This is a genomic window from Natronosalvus caseinilyticus, assembly GCF_017357105.1.
GTDB classification, from domain to species: Archaea; Halobacteriota; Halobacteria; order Halobacteriales; family Natrialbaceae; genus Natronosalvus; species Natronosalvus caseinilyticus.
In genome coordinates this window covers 91,933-113,903 of record NZ_CP100395.1, presented here as the reverse complement: position 1 = coordinate 113,903, position 21,971 = coordinate 91,933, and the positions used below count along the sequence as shown (strand labels likewise).

Genomic DNA, 21,971 nt, shown 5'->3' with positions numbered 1-21,971 from the left:
CGTCGGTGGCGTACTCGGTATCGAGAGACCGACTGGCCAGAATCTCTCGGAAGAATCGGTCAATCGAGTACCGAGCGCTCGGTCAAAGCTGTCGAGAGACGCGATGAACTGGTACCAGTATCTTCGCAACGAGGGTTAAAAACCTTCCCACTGTGCAGCAGGTTATGTTTAGTTTGCCTCATTGCGCCGGTGTGAAGGTTTGTAGCAATGATTCATCGGTTTCTGGTTCAACGTGACTGAAGCAGTTCGAGGGCGACGAGGTTCAGCGTTTGAGTTCTCAGAAAGTTCGTTCGACAGCGTTTCGATTTCCGTGACGATGCATCAGAATCGGAGGCTGGCTCGTTGAAGCGTGGTTTGGAGGGGCATCACCTCATGAACGAGAAACACGGTAGTTTCGATGTGGTGCTTCTGCTGAAGTCCAGTGAGAGGCATCTTGGTGAGTGCGGCGGTTGTCGTCGAAAACAGCCGGGCACGGAGCTGGTCGTTTGTTTAGGGGCAGCAGCGACGTACAGTCGGAGGCTGGTCGTTGATCCGAATCACTGGTTCGTCAAGAGCAATCTGATGCGTGCTCGCCCAGATTCTATCTGTAGATCGGCTTGTTGCACCCAATTGTAGGCTGCTTTCCGACTGCGGTTGATACCCTAGCAACCGAGCAATCCGACGATATTCGGTAGTGGCAACCTGAAACATAGGGTTAAATATCCAGCTCCATTGCTAGCCCAGGTGTCCGCTTGCACTCCACAAATGCTAACTCAATCCGGTCTACATTGCCGCTGAAGTGGGAGGTCTCTGCTATCAATCAGCAAGAATTTCTCCCGTCTTACGCATGACTAAACGTCGGCCATCGTACGAGAGTCCTGTTTACGGGGTGTACTCTGGCGATTGGGACTCGATTGTATCTGCGACATTATCCAATTGCTCACCTATTGTCGCGACGAGGTCATCAAGAGTGACAATTCCTGTGAGACTCCCATTCTCATCAACAACCGGGAAGCGACGAACATTGTTTTCCTTGATCGCCCGGGAGATTTCCATTGCCTCTTCATCCTCTCGTAGCGTCGCTGGATCTTCTGACATCACTTCCTGTACTGAGATGTCTGCAACATCGTCGTGCTGGTGGATTGCCAGAGCAGCATCACGGTCAGTTACGATTCCGGCCGGCGACTCATCTTCTGTGAGTACAATCGCGCCCACGTTTTCGGAGTCCAGCAGCTCAGTGATTTCTCCAAGCGTACTTTCTGGACTTGCCGTTACGACATCGCTTGGTCCGAGGTTGCCAACGGTCATGATTCAAGGTAGCGTACCACACGAGAACTCTTCAAGATGAGGCTTTCAATATGTTCAAAAACATCGTCTTTTTCGTAGTCTGTTAGTATATTATCAATTGATGTTATATAGAAGTAATATGACCAACTGAGGTTTTTAGCTAAAGCACTATTAGCCGCTCTATTGCTGTATAGACAGCATTCGGAACGAGACCGGTTCATAATTTGATTTCTTAGCTAACGGAGAGCAATTATGATGAGTGGGGTATGAATGAGTGTGTATCTCATTCGCAGAGGATATGCCATTCACTGGCGAGCATGCGTATAATGCCCAAATTGAACTTGACGAGGAGACTCTACGCGGCTCGACGTCCTCCATTTCGGCGGTGACGGAATATAAGTAATCTGCTGAAGCAGCGATGCCCTCTTTACAATGGATAGATAAGAGATTCCTGTGCCAACCACGTGTCCCAAATGCGAGAATTTCGTATCAAGATCAGTTGGCAGAGGTCGAGATAAGAACGGAAATCAAATCCTTCGGTTCAAGTGCAAAGAATGTGGCCATGAATGGCAGGTCAATCTCAACTGAGACGTTACTAATACAGTCTCAAAGCTATCGTCCGCACTCGATTGGGCTGATTGGTGTGGAATTGATGGTATAGAAGGTCTCAAGGCAATGAAGCCGTTTTCCAGAAGTGGCGACTCGGCTTCCCGCGTCATCACAAGGGGCTCAGTGGGGTAACCATTCGTCATCGCCGCCGTTCTATAGTAGTATACTCATCCGTATCAAAGGATTGTTTCGTCGGTCGTAGACAACAGAAACGCGGCTAGATCGTTGTGACCGCGTTACGTATCAACACGTCCCGAGAACAACTTCAAACTCCTCGCGGATGGCGTCAACAATCGCCTCTCGGTCATATTCACCGGCAGTTGCGCTCACTAACGCGATTTCTTCTTCATCAATAGGGATCCAAATCTGGAGGAATCCCTGAGCCCCGTCCATATAGTCAACTCGTGAGGCAGGTTTCTGCCAGAGGTCAGCCTCTTCGCCCGTGTATTGCGGATGGATACCTTTGGGAAGCTCTTTCGTTGTTTCCAACGTAAATCCTCTGTCCTGTTGAAGAATATCGCGGATCTCCCCAGAAATCGTATGCCGATCTGCTTCCTCTTCGATTTCTGTCTGGAGGGTCTGTACGGTAGAAGTGATGAACTTTTCAAATGTCCTGTCTGGCACGATTTTATCCATATCATCGAAAATCTCTTGCTCTTGCCGTCGTGGGATTCCACTCACGCCAGAGACAATTCGATCGTCAAGAGGATTGTGGCAGATTCCGATGTTGGCCCGCGGTCGTTCACCCATTTGAGGAAGATACGTGTCACGAATTTCGAGTAGAACTGTATTGTTGAGGTCGGTGTATGTCTCGTAATTCTGTTGAAGAAATGATTTGAATAGTGGCATTTCTTCTTTCGCAGGCGATGTGAGAAGTAGCCGTTGAACAAACTCTACATTGGGTTCCTCGTCATGGTAGAAAAACGTGTGATTCTCATACCCCTCAAGCGAAATCCACACGAGATAGTCGACAGGCCCACCGTCAACGAAAATTGCTTCTTCAATAGATCGTCGCTCTATTTTGGAGAAACGATTCTGGAAACGATCAGCGAGACGTTTAATGAACTCGTCTGGATCGAGTCCATATTCAGAAATGAATTCCTGAGCCATGTGAGAGACTACTTTTCCCACTCGATAAAAGTAGTCTGCATAATGCGATTCAATATATGTTCCTGAGAAATCACAATTCGCTTGAGTGGCCAATCTTGATGTGTGTGCGACTAAGTCCCCGATGTGGCCTTCTGATCGCACTTCTTCAGTAGCATACTATGGGAATGAATCCTTATAGCAGGATATTCAATACAAACTCGATGAATGACGAAATGGCGACTAGTACACTCAATGCCGCAACGCTTCAGGAAGCTGTTGATACAATCGTTCAAATGCTCGACCATCCATCCGATATTTCGATTTCTTATTCATTTAATGGAGAAACCAAGACAACGCTATTCCAGGTTGGAGGGCCAGAGGAAGCGAGCTACGAGTTGGTATATGAGGGGGAAGTCGATGAAAATGAACCGACTATTCAACAAATCGAGTGAGAGGCCTATTTAAATCAGTCAGCAGGGAAGAAAACAGGTTCCTACGTACTTCTCAAGCAGTATCCTCTATGTAGGAGACCTATAAGGCCTTCCGAATATTGTATTCTTTTCCTCTATATCCTTGGTCAAAAAGGCCATTTATAGGATTTCTATAGTTCTTTCCCTCTGTTAATCATTCATCCTGATATTCAGGTTATCGCTGATTGTCTCCTAATTACTGGCCAAATTATAATAAACGGTCCGTTGAAATCTTTTATCAATGATTGATTCTTATCAGGTGTGCTGACTGCAGAGTATGGATGCAGTACATTGACCTCGTTTATTTCAATCACACCGGGTAGAACCAACCGGTACATACGGATGCATACTTACCGACTGATGTACTCAGCGATTCAGCTACCGACCGGACCACTCATCGAATCCCAACGTGCTGAGGTGGTAGTCTACTACGTTGAGAAAGGGTGGCTCCAGTGAACTCGATTCTAATAGGCGTATCGGATGTCATACAACGGTTCTCATACCAGTCCTCTGCTCTCTCGGCTCAAACAGGGAATCGATAGAACGGTTCTCTTGGTGGCTACGACGCTGTTCCAGTGTATTTCAGAACCGTTGGCATCAATAATCCCTGAATCCCGACGCTCAGGACGGCGACACCGAACACCATCGCTCGAATCTCCTCGCTGAACTGCATGGCGTCGGAGAGGCTCAACGCGAGTGCAACAGGGATGACCGTATGGAGACTCCCCCAGACGATGACGTGCTGATACTTCCTCGGTACTGGCCTCGTGAGCACTCGGTTCGCAGCGCTCATCAGGGGATACACCACGACCCCCCGCGCTACGAGAACGAGTATGACTGCACCGCTCACGAGTACAGCGTTATCCAGCAGGAGACCAGGCGCGACGAGTTCACCGATCAAGATGTAGAGGAGAGTGTTGACTAGGAAGACTGCCGTCTGCCAGACTTCCTTCATGAACTCGACCGTCCGCGTCGGCTCCTCGTCCCAGCCACCCGTATGACCGATAACCAGGCCTGCCGTCACGGCTGCAAGGACGCCACTGATCCCGATCACCTGGGAGGCGATGAGGTAGCTGCCGTAGGCAGCGATGACCGTAATCAACAGCGTCGCTTGCCGGTCACGCACCCAGCGAATCGCGGCATTCCCCACAAACCCAACGAGGAGACCGACAAAGAGGCCACCGCCACCAACGACGAGCATCTCGACGAGGAGTCGTCGAATCGTCGCCAGTCCCGTGAGCTCCGTGACCGTCTGGCCTGTCCCTTCCTGTGTTTCCACGAGATCTACGAGAACGGTGAAGAGGACGATGGCGACGAAGTCGTTGAAGACGCTCTCGCCTTTGATGATTGATTCAAGGTCTTCGGGCGCGTCGAGTTGTTGAAAGATTGCTAGGACAGCGGCTGGGTCAGTCGGGACGATAATCGCCCCGAAGAGCAGGCCAACGAGCAGCGGTAGCTCGAGCAAATATGCGACTGAGCCGCCAAGGATGGCGGCGGTCAAGGGTAACCCCGGAATCACCAACAGAAGCGGTGGCAGCGCCGTCTCACGGAGCTGGTCGAGGTCGAGTTCGGCGGCACCTTGGAACAGGATGATTGGTAACAGCCCGATCATGATGATGTCTCGGGAGAGCCGGATACCGAGTTCGAACGGCGTGATGGCAACGATGAGACCGACGAGAACGAGCGCGACGGGATAGACGACCTGTTCGCTCCGCACCGCGAAGATCCGGACGGCCAACCCGAGACAGAAGACCGCTAACACCCGGATGACCAGCGCGGCAACGTCGGACATTGAAATTACTGGAAGGCGGTGTTAGCGTGTTGCGTTACTGGCCGTCGTCGGGTGGTGCGTCAGTTGTCGCTCGATTCTCTGCTTGTACGTACCGAGTGCGTGCTCGATAGAAGAGATAGCTGAACAGAAGAACAAGGGTGCTGCCAAGGGCAAGTCGGCTTACCTCGAGGATGTCGGTGACGGGCTCTCGCAACCCCCAGAAGACGGTGAGCGTTCCCATGAAGATGGCGCCGACGAAGTACAGGACGGGGCGCCAGTACGGCGTGAAATAGAGGCCCAGCCCGGCGAGGAGGGTGAATGCGATCCCAAAGTTGTGCATCGAGGTCGGATCTTGAATGACCCCTGCCGTCAGGCCGCGATACAATTGTACTACTACGAGGGCGAGAACGAGCAAAAGTGTGACTCCATCGACGGCAGACCGATACTGCTCCACTGGTTGAGATTTCCGGCTCGTCTTTCTCACACCAGTAATAGAGTCAGGAGACAGAGAAAAATCTGTCCCTAGGTTTAGAACAGAACCTGAAGTGAAGGTATCGACGACTGCTAGTTCTGTTCGGGTCACCACCATTTTCCGCGTCCGCGTTGTACGACTAGCTAAGATGTGTGAGAGCTTCATATTCACTATGGGTGCGCTCTCTATCGGGAATTGGCTGACCGATATACCCCTGCAATTATCGGCGTCGATGCGGCTGGTATACTTGGTTCTCGGGGCGGCGTTGCTCGTCGCCGCGATCATCGACATTCTGTGGACCACCCTGTGGGTCGACGGTGGGTCTGGCCCGCTCTCCGCGCGATTGACGTCCTGGGTGTGGCGAGGCCTCCGTCGCTCCGGGAGCGAACGGTCGCGACTGCTGGGTCTCGCCGGCCCGATCATTCTCACATTGACGCTCGTGATGTGGGTGGGGTTCATCTGGGCAGGCTGGACGCTCCTCTTCGCCGGCGGCGAAAACGCGCTCATCGCCGCCCGTTCGGATGTCCCCGTAACATGGACAGGGCGGATCTACTTCGTCGCATACACGATGTTCACGATGGGGAACGGCGACTTCTACCCGCCAGCTGGCATCTGGCAGATCGCCACCTCACTCACGACCGCCAGCGGAATGCTCTTCGTCACGATGGGTGTCTCGTACGTCCTCTCGGTCCTCGGTGCTGTCGCCGAGAAGCGGTCGTTCGCCAGCAGTGTGAACGGACTCGGCACGCGGGGCGAAGAGATCGTCGAGAGCAGCTGGAACGGTGAGGACTTCGAGGGATTTGATCTGCCGTTGAACTCGCTCACCTCCCAGCTTGATCTACTCTCGAACCAACACAAGGCCTACCCGATCCTCCATTACTATCACAGCGAACAGTCCCAGGACGCCTCGGCAATGGCTGTCGCCGTCTTCGACGAGGCGCTCACGCTGTTCCGGTTCGGTGTCACGGACGACGCGCAGCCGTACTCGGTGTTGCTAAAGAACGCTCGATCAGCCAGCGATAACTACCTGAAAACGCTCGACAAGGCGTTCATCGACCCTGCCGACGATGTACCGCCACCACCTGATCTCGATCGGCTCGGTGGCGAGGGAATCCCCACCGTCTCCGATGAGGAGTTTGCGGACGCCCTCGACGACCTGGCGGAACGGCGTCGGAAACTCCTCGGCGTCGTGGAAGCAGATGCCTGGCACTGGCCACCGACTGACCAATGACGAGTATCAATTTCTTCTTCGCTGGCTGGGCACCGATCGTTCGAACCGTCGTCGTCGGGATTGCCATGTACGTCGCGCTGATCTTCTTTCTGCGTATCTCGAGGAGTCGAACGCTGTCGAGTATGAACGCGTTCGACTTCATCGTGACCGTCGCCATCGGCTCAGTATTCGGGCAGGCGTTGACGGCCAAGAGCGTCGCGCTTGCCGAGGCACTTGTCGCATTCGGGCTGCTCGTCGCGATTCAGTATATGGTGACGTGGATACAGATCCGGTGGCCGTTTTTCAGCCGCGTCGTTACGAGCCCGCCATCGTTGCTGTATTTCCGCGGAAAGTTCATCGACGAGTCGATGCGCCGCCAGCGAGTGACAAAGTCCGAAGTGCAGACGACTGTTCGCAAGAAAAAGTTCGGCTCGCTCGATGAGGTCGAGACGGTCGTGCTCGAATCGGGTGGAGATTCTCTGTCATCGGGTCTGTCGAGAATGGGATAGTGTTTGGCGAAACACTCGACACGAAGCGGCTGATCGGCTCCACGAGCTGGGCTCCATCGACATCCAGCACACGACGCCGCGAAAATTCACCGTGATATCCGAGGAGACGATCATCCGTATGCTCAAGATGAGACGCGAAAATACGATTACCGAACTTGCGGAGTGTCTGGAGGGGATCGGGCCGGCCCAACCACAACGCGAACAGTTCGGCGTCTGGACGGTGACCGGACGGGAAGCGGTCGCATCTCGTGTCGACGAGTTCATCGCCGAGGCAGACGAGCAAATCGTCTACATGACCATCGATGAACTACTCACCGACGACCATCTCGATCAGCTTCAGGCCGCCAATGACCGGGGGGGGTAGACATCTATCTCGCGGGAATTTCAGACGAGGTCCAAGATCAGATTCAGGAAATGGTTCCGTCAGCCGAGCTGTTCGAAACCTTGTGGGAGTGGCAAGATACATCGGCCGGGAACCTGTTGATCACTGATGAAGAGACGGCACTCGTGAGTGCGCTTATGAACGGTTCCGACGGCGGTGATGAGATCAAAGAAACGGCAATCTGGGGCGCAGGCGATCGAAATAGCCTCGTCGTCGTCCTCCGAGCAATCTTTTCGTGGCGACTCGACGAAGAGCAAGCAGCCTGAACCCACAACGATATTCACTCGAAAAATCATAGTAAGTTTATGAGAGCCATTAGCATAGGCTGGCTATGAGTGAAGACGCCCAGGCGAGCGACGAGTGCAGGTCTGATTCAATCACTATTCACTTCTACAGAGCGTACGAACCGTTGAAACTAAGATCCTCTTTTTGATAAGTTTCCCAGTGCATGGAGGAATCGATGTTGTTTAGCGAGAATAATTCCTTGCTGCTTGATATTCAAACTCAAGGTCGTGGTCAGATCCCTGTGTAACCCAAAGAATCCCATCGACGTGATGCGATAACTCTGCGATCGTTTGCTTATCGTGTTCCGTATAATTGAGACCGAAGAATCCGATTCCGGTTCCGGTTCGCAATCCTGTAATTCGTTGTAGAACTCGACAGACTCGTTTTGACGGTGAACTGCGAAGCAACGGCGTGAGTGAGCGAATAACAAGATGGCGAGTCTCTGTAGTAGGAAGCTTACTTTCGGTTAAATCTGAAAGTGCAATCACGATTCGTTCGAGATCAGCTGATGATGGCGTATAGACCGTAGGTGAGTCTCTATAAAACGAAGACACGTACTGTCTTTCGGAGGTCGTATCAACAAGGCCGATCAGGGGGCGGTCCGTCGAACAGACTCTCTCATAAGCACTGCATGTTTGATCGGCACTTTCGATAGTAGTCACAACGAGAGCAGACTCACTATCGTGGCCATACTGACAAAGAGCCCGAAGTCCAAGCGCATAGTGAGATGGATCAACAGTCCCTGCAACGAGAACTGTTGATCCACTTCCTAGAGTCTCTGGAAACGAAGGAAGAGACATTGAACTGAGGTCTGCCGCTGCATGTGAGAAATCATTCATGGTTACTCAATTATCGCTCCAAGAGTGTGAATCGCTCATCACGTCCCTCAGTTTTGAGAGCGTTTCTTCTGGGTAGTACCGAGCACCACACTTCGGGCACTCAGCAACCACAACAGTTCCTTGCCAATTTGTTGGTATCTCTAACTCTGTTACGTGTGCGGTTTGCTCAACAAGCCTCGTGTCGCAGTCCGAACATGGGAGATCTGTTTCGTGAATCATGATCAGGAGAACGGCTTGGTCCCGCAGGAAGCACCATGTGAAGGGTGCGTGGCTGGGCATGCTATGAGCAATGCCCTATCACCACTTGTTGCAGTGGTGAACCGTGGCGAATAGAGAAAACACGGGACAAAGCCCTATATCCGGCAAAATTTGGAGGTGCATTCACAAATAAGTTTCGCTCAGTGAACTACCAGAAGAGTATATCTTGATATGGACACTGAGTGTAAACAGCTTCTCCCTATCCTTGAACAGCGAGAGAATCCCGCCGTTCACGGCGGGCGTGAATCGCGTCACTCGATTACGCAACCCACCGTCTACAGCAGCCCGAATGCCAAACAGAAGTTATTAGTACCAAAATAACGTACAAAGTATTGTGCGAACTGAAATCGATATGGAACGAGGGAGCGGCCTACACGAGCGGGTGAAAGAGTACGCTCGCGACAATGGCATCCGACATCCTCGTGCCTACGCTGAACTAATCGAGAAAGGATTAGACGCCAGTGACAACGATAACTAAGACGCTTCAAGCGACGTTCGCTCCACCGACAGCCCACAAGCAGTCGAAACTGAACGACCTACTCGAGACCTACCGTGACGGTCTGCAAGAGGCGTTCGACGCCGGAGCGAGTACCATGTCGGCGGTGAGCGATATCGTGACGCCCTACGACCTGCCGTATCAGGCCAAAGCAGCACTCTGCAACTACGTTCCGAAACTGCGGAAGACGTACAACGCCAAGGAGTTGGACGACGGCCACCCGATACGGCTCACGAATCAAGCTGCGGAGTTCGACCACTCCGACGAACGTGACTACGAGTTCACGTGGTGGGTCCCGCGTCCCGGTCGGGGAACGAACTTTTGGATTCCGCTCCGCATCAATCCCGAACAGGAGGACCTCTGGCACGCCCTCGTAACGGAGGACGCGAAAGCAGGTGAGATACGACTTCAGAACCACCGGAAGAACTGGGTGCTGCACGTCACCGTTGAGTACCTGGTCGAAGAACCAGCGACGGACGGTGACGCCACGCACATCGGCTTAGACATCGGAGAAACCGCCCTCATTACGGGCTGTGCCCTCAAGGACGGGTCTCCGACTGACCCGTTCGTGTGTAGCGGAAGCAGAGCGAAGCATCTCCGCAAAGAGATGCACACGACCCTGAAACGCCTCCAAGAGCGTAACGTATCCGAGTGGCGGATTGAAGACCGCTTCTCGCACTACCAGAACGCGCTCACCGACATCGTGGAAAAAGCGTCTCGACAGACCGTCGAGTACGCCAAACAGTTCGAGAACCCGATGTTGGTGATGGAGGACTTGACGTACATCCGTGAGCGTCTCGACTACGGGAAGTACATGAACCGTCGCCTTCACTCGTGGGCGTTCGCCCGACTGCAAGGGCGCATCGAGGACAAGGCGACAGAAGCAGGCATCTCAGTCGAGTACGTGAACCCGGCGTACACCTCGCAAACATGCCACTCGTGCCACCGTATCGGGCGGCGGGACTCCCAAGCCGAGTTCCAGTGTCCGCACGACGACTGCCACGTTTCGGCGTTTCAGGCCGACATCAACGCTTCCGCGAATATCGCGCGCCGGGTTGACCCGTGGGGAGAGAGCGTCCCGCTTGACAAGGCGGAGCGCGATGACTCACCACGGGACGGGAGCGGTTGTGACACCGCCACGACTCACTGTGAGCAGAGCGTATCAGCGCAGATGACGCTCACGGCCTACGAAGAGTCGAAACCCTCTGCCAGCGTTCACGAGACTAAGAGTCTCGTGCAGCCCGCCAGAACCGAAGGTTCTGGAGACGACGACTGACTGGTATTCCCCATGTATGGGAAGCCTCGCCGTTTACGGCGAGGAGGATGTCACGCTAGTCAGACGTTTCTAGATTGCACAGTGCATACGTTCGAAAATTGAATTGTTGGTAGAGTCTCGATCACACCAGACCCTGCTGAAGCCCTGAAAGCCGATTTTGAGAGGTCATACTGGGTATGGTTTACTCAGCGGATGGTAAACAGATGAAACCGTTCGCTAAAAATAGATCATCCTATATAAATGAATCTGAGCGTAACGACTTATACTCTATTTCATAATGTACTGGACAAATCCAAATTGTTAAGCCCATCGGCTGGTTACTTGTACATGAGATCAGGATATGGGCGTGGGAGGTTCACTCTCTATCCTCACAGGAATCGGCCCGATGAGGCCATTCGGCTGAGGGAATAGTCCGCGGCGTCAGACGCATACGTCTTCCTAGTGGACTCGGGTTCGCCATGCCCGAGGCGGACTAACTTTGTTGTTTCGCCTTTTTTCAACGAGAAATTGACGGTTCGAGGAGTCGATTCTAGATGAAAGCTTAGACCGAACACACGATAGCAACAGCACAATCAGCGTTGCGAATTACGTACTCGGCCCGGTGCCCGAAGAATGCTCGTTGAGAGACCGGACGAAGGCTCGCTCCCATGATGATTAGATCATCCTCGTTCTCACGGGCGAGCTCGACGATCTCGTCTTCCGGCTCCTGTTCTGAGACAATGACGCTTGTCGTAACTTCGGCACCGAGTTGTCGTCCGAGGTCAGCCTCGCCATCGACGATCTCCTCGCCGAGTTGTCGAGCCTGTTCAATGTCGGGCTCTTCGATAAACCGATCACTGACTTGTGATTTATTGACAACGTGGATGATCTCCACGAGCGCATTTTCAGTCTGGGCAATCGAAAATGCGACCTCGGCTGCGTGACGATTGTATTCGGCCCCGACCGTTGGGAGCAAGATTCGTGAGATCCCCTCTCGTTGGAGGACGACACCGTCAGGTTTGGCATTTGCATGGACAACCGTGACCGGGCATGGACTGTCTCGAATGATGCTGTCGATGAGGTCTCCGAATGGAGGATCGTTAGGCCGTGCACCTCGTTCTGCGCTTCCCAGAACGAGCATATCGTAGTCTTCACGAGCTTCTGAAAGAACCGTCTCTTTGAGACTGTCCGTTTCCTGTCGCAGCATCGTTCGAGCAGTTCGATCGCCAGATGGATCGAACTGTTCTTGCATTACGTTAAGACACTGGGTGCCCTCGTTGAGAAGCCCTGGATCATCGGTCTGTACTGACCTACTTGACGGATTTTCTGTATCTTGTCCTCTCTCTCCTGTCGAAGATATCTTCGAGAGCAACAATTGGCGAGTACGGGAACCAAGCGATTGTGACTGAGTTGATGGTGGTCCACTCGGCTGATCAATGTACATATGAGTGACGTCAATCTCGTGTTCGTGCGTAAGTGAACCGAGCATCTGTGCGGCGTATTGCGAGTCAATCCCGCAGCGAGTTGGAAGAAGGACTGTGGTCATCCGACCGAGGAAGCTCTCAGCTTCCTGTTCTTCACGCTCGAGGCGTGTTCGTTCTTCTTCCGACATCGGGACGTGCGGGAGACTCCACCGCAACAACGGCGGAGCCATGAGTGAGGTGACGACGGCTATCACTACAATAATACTATACATCTCGATCGTCAGAACACCAAGCCCGAGGCCGATCATCGCAACGATGATTTCCATGGCTCCTCGAGCGTTCAGTCCGGCACCCAGCGTTACCCCTTCCCAGTGGGACAACCCCGCGACTTTCGCCCCAACGTACGACCCGACGAATTTACCCGCAACTGCGATTCCTAATGCAGCTGTAGCGACGGCTAGTACGGTCGGATCTGCGAGCGTTCTTAAATCGACGCGAAGCCCCGCAGTGGCGAAGAAAATCGGTGCGAACACGCCAATCGTGATCATTTCGAACGTGTGTTCCGTCTCGTAGTCAAACCGTTTGACTTGTCCAACGAGAATGCCCACGACGAATGCTCCGAGTACCGCTTCGAGATGGAGGTAGTGCGTGAACGATCCAACCCCGAGTGAAAGCGCCATCAACGTTGTGAGCTTCGCCACTTGACCTCCGATCGTATCGTCCACGACGCGAATAATCCACGCAACAGCCCGCTGGCCGAGCGTTAGCCCGACCCCGAGAAAGACTGCGAGGTAGAGGATCGTCAGTGCGGTTTCACCGAGTTCAATTTGTCCTGTTCTAGCGAGTCCCGCAACGAGTGCGAGTAGAATCCATCCAACGGTGTCGTTGATCATCCCCACAGCGAGTGAGATCTGGCCGAAGTCACGACGGATTGCACCCATATCCATCAGAATCTTCGCAATGACTGGAATCGCAGAGATGCTGAGTGCTGTGCCGACAAAGAGACTGAAGACAAGTCGCTGACCGGGTCCGGCGATGAACCGATCAGGAAGATACCAGGCGAAGGCGAATCCCATCACGAACGGAACGACAATGCTCGCAACCGAGATGATCGTCGCATCCACGCCTCGACTGATAATGAGATCGAGATCGGTTTCCAATCCAGTAAGGATGATGAGCATAAGGAGCCCCAGCCACGAAACGACTTCTATGAGATGAAACTGCGGATCGATCGGCGTCTCGGGAGAGAAGACGGAACGGAAGACGATTGAGGTGGCGTCAATTACCGATGGACCGAGCAAGATGCCGGCAGAGAGTTCACCAACGACAGCAGGCAAATCAAAATATTTCGCAACTTCGCCCAATCCCCGAGCAACAACGAGAAGCACAGTGAGCATGAGAAATAGCCAAAGCAGCTGCTCGTGAGCGATTGGCTCAATGACCTCGGCTTCCGTATTTTGAATGAGGATCATGAATCAGTCTGCGCCTTGGAAATCCAGTAAGTCTCGACCCGCGTAGTCAACTGGACCGAATCCGCGGCCGTTTCACCTCGAAGACGAAATGTCTCTCCTTGTGTAGTCACGGTATTGGAGCCTGTTGTGCAGGCAAAAATAAAGGCTGTGGTTGTGTTTGCCCCTACATAGATAATCGTGTTCAATAATATGGCCATTAAAGGAAATACCCATACGTGTATCAGAGTAATATTGGACATAAGTAAAAATTTCACATTCACCAGTTCGTGTCAATTTTAGATGGTATCTAACCTCGTGTACGGTGTGTAGCTCTAATAAGAGTCAATAGTCCGGACATTTCGTCGTCTCAGTGGTCTAAATTGTTGTTGGGTAAGTACCTCCACGGCCGTTCGTCACGAAATAACCTTCAGGAATGCGTTAAACAAGGTGCTGAGTGGTGAGCAACTGGTCATCGCGGACGGAGTAAAGCTACGGACAACGGGAGCTGGTCACTCAGAAGTCAATATTGAGCGCATCGGTGCTGCGATGTTCTCTAATATTGTAGGGAGATACGGCCATCGAAAATCCGCCAATCGTAACAGGTCACCAAGTCGATCCGCACACGATACGCACGCCAGGGGATTCCGAAATAACAACTGGTATCTCGGGTCTGCGGTATCAGATAAATATGGAAGAAGACCGTCTAGATGTCGAGCTTGATTTCGGTGAGGACGAACTGATTCCCGCGATTGCACAGGACATCGAAACAGGCGACGTCTTGATGCTCGCGTACGTTTCCCCGAAAGCGCTCGCCGCAACCCAGAGCACGGGGCTCGCTCACTATTACTCTCGAAGTCGTGACGAACTCTGGCAGAAGGGCGGCTCCAGCGGGCACGTCCAAGAGGTCAAAGAGATCCGCGTCGACTGTGATGGTGATGCACTGCTCTACCGAATCAATCAGGAAGGCGGGGCGTGTCACACAGGCTATCGGTCCTGTTTCTATCGGACGATCGAAGGCGAGACCGTCAGTGAAAAGGTATTTGATCCGGACGAGGTCTACGAGTAGCGGAAATAGTGTCTAAACAATAGCGGGAGGCGGGATTGAACCACTGATACCCTGTTGGCTAATTTGATACTAGTGAGGCCTCGATAACATATCTTGGCGAGTTTGTTTTGAGTGATCCGACACGGCCAATACGGTTACGTTCACTGAGAACAATTCTCTCATAGCGCGGGGGAGGGGGTTTGTCGTTGCCAACGTCGCCCTCATAGCCAACCAGCTACCACATCATTGTTTCCTCCGCGCTATGCCTATCCACGCTAACTTCATGACTTGCTCATGGCTCAAATTGGCCAAACTAGACACTGTCACTCGGCCTTGTTTAGACGGTCGGCTTCAGGAAGCGTGGCGCCTCTGGATCTAGTATCGGCGTGCTAGTAGCTCCAAGGAAATACCAAATCTACTAGGAAGTAAAGCGGGATGTATTCGGTGTGCAAACCAAGATAGCTCGCTTCACGGAGACAGTCGTATCGCTTGCTCAAAAAGCCGTCGCTGGCGATCCCGGCCCAGCCTATCGATCGGGCAAGGACGGGTACGCTGACTGGGTAGTTCTGGCCGTTCAGGGGCTGAAAGAGTATCTCGGACAGGTCTATAGGAAGCTGCTGGATGTGCTCAAAGAGATGCCGAGAGTGACGAAATCATTGGGTTTGACGCCTGAAACGGTCCCACACTTCTCGACGGTGTGTACGCGAAAACAAGAGATCCCGATGAAGCGGTGGCGAGCAATTCTTGATTCTTCTATTGAATTGTATGATCTTGGTGATGTCCAGGCGATCGACGCAACCGATGTTGATCACGTCCAGGCCAGCCAGCATTACGCCAAGCGGACGGAGTATACGTTTGAAGCGGTGAAAACGTCGGTGCTCATTGATTGTGAGACCAGTGCGATTCTCGATAGACACTGCTCGATGAAACAACCGCACGATACACAGATCGGGTGGCAAGTGCTGGTGCGGAATCTCGACGAGTTAACGGCTGTCGCTGCTGATAAAGGCTACGACTGGGAGAATCTTCGCACGAAGTTGCGTTCGGAAGGTGTCACACCGTTGATTCCGCAGCGAGCTCCCGGGATGCGGGGATGGGCGAGAGATGTACTCATCTATGATCGGGTGTATCACCTACGTTCGAACTCTGAATCGGTGTTTTTCGAGCTGCGTCGTCGCTACGGCGAGACGCCCTGGTCGCGAACCCGGTTCGGTAAATTCCGCGAACTGGTCATGAAATCCGCGGTTCGAAACATCGAACGCGCCATCGAGGATTCAACCCGATGAATTCAGGCGTCTAAACAGGGCCCAGAGGCTGTATTCATCAAGGAGAGATTCTTTCTTTCATCTTCATTACGGCGAATCAGTCATTGCGTAGAGGTGCGTAGTGAGCAATAGCTTCACTAGGACTGCTGTCTAAGAAAGAAGGTTTCATCAGAGTCTTGTGAACGTAATCGCTGAACGACATCGTTATCTATGCCCCATGCTTGGATACTGTGAGCGTTCCGAGCGTGATCACCGCCCTGACGCCTCTATCCATCATGGAAGCCAATCACCCCTCAACATCCTCCACTGACGCATCGGCCACATTCGAACACGAACTCAAGGACCTGATCATCTCGGCGTATGGCCGTGGAGCCGCCGTTGAAGATACGTGGGAGTTTCCCGGACCTGTTTCCGATGCCCCGAATTGGCGAGTCACGATCGAAAAAGTACCGCCCGCTGAGCGGACATACGATCCATCACTGCTCGAAGAGTGATCAGGAAATTGAATAGATAACCCGAGCCGATCGACAGCATATACAGTATATTAGTTTTCTAGCACTTTAAGAGAACAAGAAGATATATGAGGGTTCCTAATGCACGTAGTGCCAGACGTACTCTGCTGAAGTTGGCGCACGATGATGTGTTGGATAAAACGCCGTGTAGGTACAGTACCAGCAGATAACCATGACAGCACTAACCAGAGACCCGAACCAGCCCGACGATGAGCGCCGCGATATCACCCCGACGCAGCTGTTTACGGCCTTTTCCCACGACCGTCGACAGCACGTAGTGGCATATCTAGCGCAAAAACCGGCGGCCATCCCGATCGGCGATCTGGCCGAGTACATCGCGATTCAAGAAGGCGAGCCGACGAACGAACGGTACGAGCGTGTTCTCACCGACTTGGCGCACTGTCACCTGCCGCACCTCCATGATGCGGGACTCGTTCGATACAGCACGGACGAGGAACAGGTGGAATTAGCGGTCGGGCGAACGGTAGTTGCGCCGTATCTGGAACTCAGCGGTCACGCTAACGCATAGACGACTGTCCAAGGGTTTTCGCGAGACGTTCCGGTGTGGTGACGATAGTAGAATGCAAATTCGTTCACTACAACGCCTATACTGAGCGACCACCTTCACAAATTGAACCAGATATCATGCGACATTCGCGCTTTGTATCTTGCATCATCCGAATCATCTGCCGAGAATCTGTCAGAGAGAGCCTGCTGAATACAGAAGATTGATCTATCAAACGTTGGGAGAGCCCGGTGTTCGGCGTAACATCAGTCGCCGTGAGTGCATCGTCGTCTTCGTTATTTCACCCCTCGTCGAGTGTTCCCTCAGTTGCCTCTTTGGCGTCATCGAGGGTCGTGTCGACGATGACCTCGCTCATCTCACCCATCCAGTGGAACGTTCGTTGGGCCTGAAATCCGAGCTCCTCAAACGTCGCCTCAGCCTCATCGTATTCGTCCTCAGATATTTCGACCAGGTGGATCAACGGACGACCGGGTAGCACTCGCGGGTTCGCCAGAATGCCGATCAGCAGGCCCATAAATGGTGCCTCAACAGCGTGCTCCTCCTGCGCAAAGTGATCTGAGATAACGCAAATTGTCTCGCCTTCGCTCACGATCGGGTGTGGCCCCCACTTCATATCCACCAGGCCGCCGGTATCCGCGCGAAGCCATTCCTTCTCACCGTCGCTCTGGAGCACCTTCCCGAACTCAGGTGCGTCTGGGTCGGTCTCCGGCAAAAGGTCGTACTCTGCCATGACATTCTCGACACCGTCAATCGCCCGTTCGATCAATACGGGCTGGAATCGATTCGCCTCCCCCATCTCGATCGTGGCCATCGAGATGCCGTCTTCGGTTGCTTCTCGTCGTAACGCGCCCTCATTGCCCGCGCCGGACAACACCAATTCGATGCCGAATGCGTTGACGAGACGCTCGACGCCGTCGTCGTCCATGTCCGCTCGAGCGTGCATTAGTGCCAGTTTGTTCCGCGTCGACGCGTGGAAGTCGAGTCCGATGTCGCACCGACTGACGAATTGATCGTAGATTATCTTCGCCATCCGTGACGCCTCTGACCCGTCGGAGAGGCCCGGAAACGAACGGTTCAAATCTCGATCATATATCGGCAGGTACCGTTCTTCGGCCTGGTAGCCCGGCACATTTACCACGTGGATGCAGACGAGCGTGCCATGGAGCTCAGTTGGCTCATACCGGTTCGCCATCCGCTGGAGGACCTTCACACCGTTTATTTCGTCGCCATGGACCGCGGCAGTGAGTAAGAGCCGCGGTCCAGACCGTTCGCCGTTGATGATCGTTACCGGCATTTTGATGGGCTGGCCCAGATAGTTCTCCCCTACGGCGTACTCAAAATGTTGTTTCTCTCCCGCTCGACATCGACGCGTCTCTTTCGATCCGTCAGCTGAGTCGAAGATGAACGCGCCCTGATCGGTGTTACTGGACGGCACTGTTATACCTAAACGATCTGAGACAGCCAGAAGTACGTTCGCCCTGCGATTACACGAGAAACTAGATCTAGATGACAACACGGTCGGCTAACACTTCAGATAGATTCGCGATTGAAGGATGTCCACGTGGACTACGGATAGTCGTGAAGGCTCAGATCATCAGCAACTTCTCGGGAGTTTCTGTTCAAACCCGTTCCATCATACATAATTTTTGTGGAGCTATTGCTCACTACAGTTGTGTATGGATTACTTAGGTATCCCTGTCAGAAGGAGAACTGTCAGTCGGACCGTATTCGGGCTACGTTGCGTTCCAAGAACTCGAAAAGAGCCATCAATAGGTGAGCTAGGCGCGAGTGCGGACGTGGTCTGGTGCGTCGGCTTTCCCGTTCGCGTATGCGTTGTAGGCCGAAAGGGCAGCGACAGCCAGGCCGGAGAGTGTGGTCCCGGTTGCAAGTTCGTTGCTCCCCATCTCCATGACGTATGGGACGATCGCTGTCCAAAGGCCGAGCAAGACAGTCAGCGATGCAACGGCGACACTTGCCAATCGGTCCTTCGACAGTCGGTAGAAGTTGTACCCGGCAAGCAGAAAGATACCTGTTCCGACGAGCGTATCGTTCCAGGTCGCTGCGTCTGTCGACTCAAAGATAAACGGCGAGGCGACGAGGTATAACCCGATCAGGGCGACAAGGGCGCTCAACCACTGCATCACGTCCGTATTCAGCGTCTCTCTGTTCCGGGCTGACCCAGCGTCGGAGTCCATTCCGGTGTCGGTCGGTGTATTGCTCATGATTTTTCCTCGCCGCTCGTACCCCTCATATGCGGAAAACGATGGTGCCTGCACCCGTCGGGAAGGTCGGATGCAGCTTTGTTCGTTTGGTGGTCACCATATCACTGTACTTACCGCAGACGGTACCAAACCGATCATGTTCAAAGGATTTCAACAGAGCCACGGATTCCTGTTTCTGGAGATCATTAGGCGGGGACAAAGCGTTGGGATGGCTAGCCTTTTCGTCGTATTCGTAGCCCTTCTAATCGAGGTCTGGTTCGAATTAAAGAATTTCGAACCCAATCGTGACTGATCCAAATCGGTACTCGGCATTGCACTCACCTCTTGGGAATAGTGTCTAACAAATAGGGACATTTCCTTCTAAAGGACTTTCGCGGTATGCAGGAACAGGCTTGAATATGCATGGTCGAGTGGTACTCCTATGTCTCGAGAGATAGGTGGTGAGAACCGTGTGGTCGCTATCTGTACTGAGTGCGGAACAGCCCACGCAGCAGTAGTCTGTGCAAACAATAGAATTCGACCGATCGGTACAGACGACTGTCCCTGCGGCAGCCAGAATTTTAAAATAATGGATTGATCAGTACCGCCCATACAGTGAGCACTATAGCTTAGACTTAGAGCGTGTTGTCATTCACGCGAAGCCACCCACGCCTGTCTTTCCAATCGAGAATTGAGAATTATTCGTGCTCATTCTCGGAGGTCGCAATCTTTTGCGTTCGGGCAAGACATGATATTTTAGGCCGTACAGTGGACATTGAGGATAGTTTGTGTGGCTGTATCAACGAGCGCAGTCAGTTAGTCAATCTTAGTCGATCCTCGATCCGCCGAAACGCCAAATCACGAAGGCGCTCGAAACTCACGAACGCGAATTTCGTGGCGAACCAGTCAATTCATTAGCCAAAACTACGAACGCTCAGACGGTTTCGTCCGAACAAGACACACTGCCGTCAGTGGCACCATCGACCTCCCGTATCGATTCGCTTGACTCGGGAATCCTCGTCCTTCAGGGCAGAGAGGATGTCAAACCGTAGATCTGATTCCATCGCTGGAATCCAAGACTCATCAATTGTTGATCCGATTGATGAACGACTACGAGTCAGACCGGTAGAGAACAAAACACCAATTAGACGACGGCGCGAAGCCGAACGGACCTAAACGAGCGAGTCCATACCCATTTAGTCCACCGCTGGATCATCGATATCTCTTTCGTGGACCCGTACCGTCGAAATTCGGGCCCCTCGATGCTCGTTACCTCAACGACGTGACCGGCGACCTCGACGCGGTCGCCAGGTTCTGGTGCGCGGTTGAGTTGTTCGAGTACCAGTCCACCGATCGTTTCGACCGCCTCGCTTTCGAAGTCCCCAGCGAGGGTCTCATTCACTTTCGACAATTGGACTCCGCCGTCAATGTCGTACCCCTCATCGTCGCGCCGCCGTATCGACGGTTCGCGCTTATCGAGATCAAACCCGTCTCGAAGGTCTCCAACGAGGGCCTCAACGACGTCTTCAACCGTTGCAATCCCCTCGAATGCTCCCCACTCGTCGATGACTGCGGCCATCTGCTGTCGATCCTCCCTGAACTGTAACAGGAGATCGCTAATTGCCATCGTCTCCGGGACGATGCGAATCTCGCGGACGAGGTCACCAACTCTCTCGGCATCCCCACCGGTCACCTCTGCTCGCAGCACGTCCTTGACATCGACGAATCCAACTACTTGATTACCGTCGTTGGCCTCGAGAACCGGATAGCGCGTGTGTCCGGCCTCTAAGACGATCGAATGCAGTTCGGATAGTGTGGCATCCGCCGGAACGCTCACCACGTCCGGTCGTGGGACCATGACCTCCCGCACCACGATATCGTCAAGGTCGAAGACGCGCTCGATCATCGTCACTTCTGCCACGTCAATGCCCCCTCCCTCACCGGATTGTGTTAGTACTCGAAGGAGCTCCCGCTCACCGAGTGTCTCATCGGTTTCGGAAGCGGGCGGCACACCGAGCGACCGCGTGAACGCGTTGGCCGCCCCGTTGAAGACGACAATGCCCGGATAGAGTAGGTAATAGAAGGCCTTCATTGGCGGGGCGAGGAACAGCGAGAGTCGCTCGGTCTGGGCGATTGCGAGTGTCTTCGGGGCGAGTTCACCGAAGACGACGTGGAGAAATGTGATGATGCTAAAGCCGATTGCGAACGCGACGAGATGGATGAGAGCCGCCGGGAGAACCGATTCTAGAATGGGCTCGATGAGCGCCGCCACTGCGGGTTCGCCGACCCATCCCAACCCGAGCGAGGCGATGGTGATGCCGAGTTGTGTCGTGGCGAGGTAGTTGTCGAGATTCGTCATCACCTCCTGGAGCGTCCCCGAGCCGGGCCGCCCCTCCTCGACGAGCTGGTCGACCGATGTCCCCCGAATTCGAACGAAGGCGAACTCTGCAGCGACAAAAAAGCCGTTTAATACCACGAGAATCAGCGCTAAGACGAGTTGTGCCGCCGAGAGCGCAACGTCTACCATCGATACTCCCAGAAAGTACTGCCGTTCAATTGTGGTGTGTCCATAGCTATACATCTCTCCCCAATGACTAAAATCCTCTAAGTGGTTCGCGGGTGACCGACTGCTGTCA

At 53.3% G+C, this 21,971-nt stretch carries 18 protein-coding genes and 2 pseudogenes; 10 read left to right on the top strand and 10 right to left on the bottom strand.

Translation table 11 applies throughout. The features are described from left to right. Positions 1-178 precede the first annotated feature (178 nt). From J1N60_RS19975 to J1N60_RS19965, 3 genes and pseudogenes are all read right to left on the bottom strand, one after another. A pseudogene (locus J1N60_RS19975) lies at positions 179-796 on the bottom strand (transposase domain-containing protein). 65 nt (positions 797-861) lie between these two features. Further along, on the bottom strand, positions 862-1,287 hold the full coding sequence (locus J1N60_RS19970) for a CBS domain-containing protein (protein WP_312912864.1): 426 nt from the start codon (positions 1,285-1,287) through the stop codon (positions 862-864). An 831-nt stretch (positions 1,288-2,118) separates the two neighbouring features. After that, positions 2,119-2,985 (bottom strand): hypothetical protein, encoded by an 867-nt coding sequence (locus J1N60_RS19965; RefSeq protein ID WP_312912862.1) that lies wholly within the window; start codon positions 2,983-2,985, stop codon positions 2,119-2,121. A 200-nt stretch (positions 2,986-3,185) separates the two neighbouring features. Here J1N60_RS19965 and J1N60_RS19960 point away from each other — a divergent pair, with 200 nt between their 5' ends. Next, entirely contained in the window at positions 3,186-3,416 is a 231-nt protein-coding gene (locus J1N60_RS19960) for a hypothetical protein (protein ID WP_312912860.1), read from the top strand. A 577-nt stretch (positions 3,417-3,993) separates the two neighbouring features. On the opposite strand, the gene J1N60_RS19955 is transcribed toward J1N60_RS19960, so the two are convergent. Further along, a complete protein-coding gene (locus J1N60_RS19955; RefSeq protein ID WP_312912858.1) occupies positions 3,994-5,226 on the bottom strand; it encodes a cation:proton antiporter in 1,233 nt (410 codons plus the stop codon). Between the two features lie 34 nt (positions 5,227-5,260). Next, the gene (locus tag J1N60_RS19950; RefSeq protein ID WP_312912857.1) at positions 5,261-5,545 is read right to left on the bottom strand and encodes a hypothetical protein; all 285 of its coding nucleotides are present in this window, start codon (positions 5,543-5,545) and stop codon (positions 5,261-5,263) included. Between the two features lie 364 nt (positions 5,546-5,909). On the opposite strand from J1N60_RS19950, the gene J1N60_RS19945 reads away from it, so the two are divergent. The 4 genes from J1N60_RS19945 to J1N60_RS19930 all read left to right on the top strand — a co-directional run bounded on the left by J1N60_RS19945 (position 5,910) and on the right by J1N60_RS19930 (position 8,044). Continuing rightward, positions 5,910-6,908 (top strand): ion channel, encoded by a 999-nt coding sequence (locus J1N60_RS19945; RefSeq protein WP_312912871.1) that lies wholly within the window; start codon positions 5,910-5,912, stop codon positions 6,906-6,908. 122 nt (positions 6,909-7,030) lie between these two features. Beyond that, on the top strand, positions 7,031-7,396 hold the full coding sequence (locus tag J1N60_RS19940; RefSeq protein WP_312912855.1) for a DUF421 domain-containing protein: 366 nt from the start codon (positions 7,031-7,033) through the stop codon (positions 7,394-7,396). A gap of 127 nt (positions 7,397-7,523) precedes the next feature. Continuing rightward, positions 7,524-7,760: a hypothetical protein gene (locus tag J1N60_RS19935; protein WP_312912853.1), complete on the top strand. Its 237-nt coding sequence runs from the start codon at positions 7,524-7,526 to the stop codon at positions 7,758-7,760. Positions 7,761-7,810: 50 nt separating this feature from the next. Beyond that, complete coding sequence (locus J1N60_RS19930) at positions 7,811-8,044, top strand: hypothetical protein (protein WP_312912851.1); 234 nt, start codon at positions 7,811-7,813, stop codon at positions 8,042-8,044. A gap of 201 nt (positions 8,045-8,245) precedes the next feature. On the opposite strand, the gene J1N60_RS20720 is transcribed toward J1N60_RS19930, so the two are convergent. Continuing rightward, positions 8,246-8,863, bottom strand: a complete 618-nt coding sequence (locus tag J1N60_RS20720) for a DUF7504 family protein (RefSeq protein ID WP_425499370.1) — start codon at positions 8,861-8,863, stop codon at positions 8,246-8,248. 758 nt (positions 8,864-9,621) lie between these two features. Between J1N60_RS20720 and J1N60_RS19925 the strand changes: the two genes are divergently transcribed. Then, complete coding sequence (locus J1N60_RS19925) at positions 9,622-10,932, top strand: RNA-guided endonuclease InsQ/TnpB family protein (protein WP_312912849.1); 1,311 nt, start codon at positions 9,622-9,624, stop codon at positions 10,930-10,932. 541 nt (positions 10,933-11,473) lie between these two features. Here the strand turns inward: J1N60_RS19925 and J1N60_RS19920 are convergent. Continuing rightward, positions 11,474-13,807 (bottom strand): cation:proton antiporter domain-containing protein, encoded by a 2,334-nt coding sequence (locus tag J1N60_RS19920; RefSeq protein WP_312912848.1) that lies wholly within the window; start codon positions 13,805-13,807, stop codon positions 11,474-11,476. 667 nt (positions 13,808-14,474) lie between these two features. Between J1N60_RS19920 and hisI the strand changes: the two genes are divergently transcribed. The 4 genes from hisI to J1N60_RS19900 all read left to right on the top strand — a co-directional run bounded on the left by hisI (position 14,475) and on the right by J1N60_RS19900 (position 17,137). Beyond that, on the top strand, positions 14,475-14,852 hold the full coding sequence (gene hisI, locus J1N60_RS19915; RefSeq protein ID WP_312912846.1) for a phosphoribosyl-AMP cyclohydrolase: 378 nt from the start codon (positions 14,475-14,477) through the stop codon (positions 14,850-14,852). Between the two features lie 425 nt (positions 14,853-15,277). Then, complete coding sequence (locus J1N60_RS19910) at positions 15,278-16,117, top strand: IS5 family transposase (RefSeq protein ID WP_312912845.1); 840 nt, start codon at positions 15,278-15,280, stop codon at positions 16,115-16,117. A 209-nt stretch (positions 16,118-16,326) separates the two neighbouring features. Further along, positions 16,327-16,590, top strand: a complete 264-nt coding sequence (locus J1N60_RS19905) for a hypothetical protein (protein WP_312912844.1) — start codon at positions 16,327-16,329, stop codon at positions 16,588-16,590. A gap of 190 nt (positions 16,591-16,780) precedes the next feature. Then, complete coding sequence (locus J1N60_RS19900) at positions 16,781-17,137, top strand: DUF7344 domain-containing protein (protein ID WP_425499367.1); 357 nt, start codon at positions 16,781-16,783, stop codon at positions 17,135-17,137. Positions 17,138-17,414: 277 nt separating this feature from the next. Here J1N60_RS19900 and J1N60_RS19895 read toward each other — a convergent pair whose 3' ends face one another. The 3 genes and pseudogenes from J1N60_RS19895 to J1N60_RS19885 form a co-directional block, all read right to left on the bottom strand. Then, entirely contained in the window at positions 17,415-18,647 is a 1,233-nt protein-coding gene (locus J1N60_RS19895) for a succinylglutamate desuccinylase/aspartoacylase family protein (protein ID WP_312912842.1), read from the bottom strand. 265 nt (positions 18,648-18,912) lie between these two features. After that, positions 18,913-19,356: an SPW repeat domain-containing protein gene (locus J1N60_RS19890; protein ID WP_312912841.1), complete on the bottom strand. Its 444-nt coding sequence runs from the start codon at positions 19,354-19,356 to the stop codon at positions 18,913-18,915. Positions 19,357-20,531: 1,175 nt separating this feature from the next. After that, positions 20,532-21,862, bottom strand: a pseudogene (locus J1N60_RS19885) (hemolysin family protein). Between the last annotated feature and the right edge of the window lie 109 nt (positions 21,863-21,971).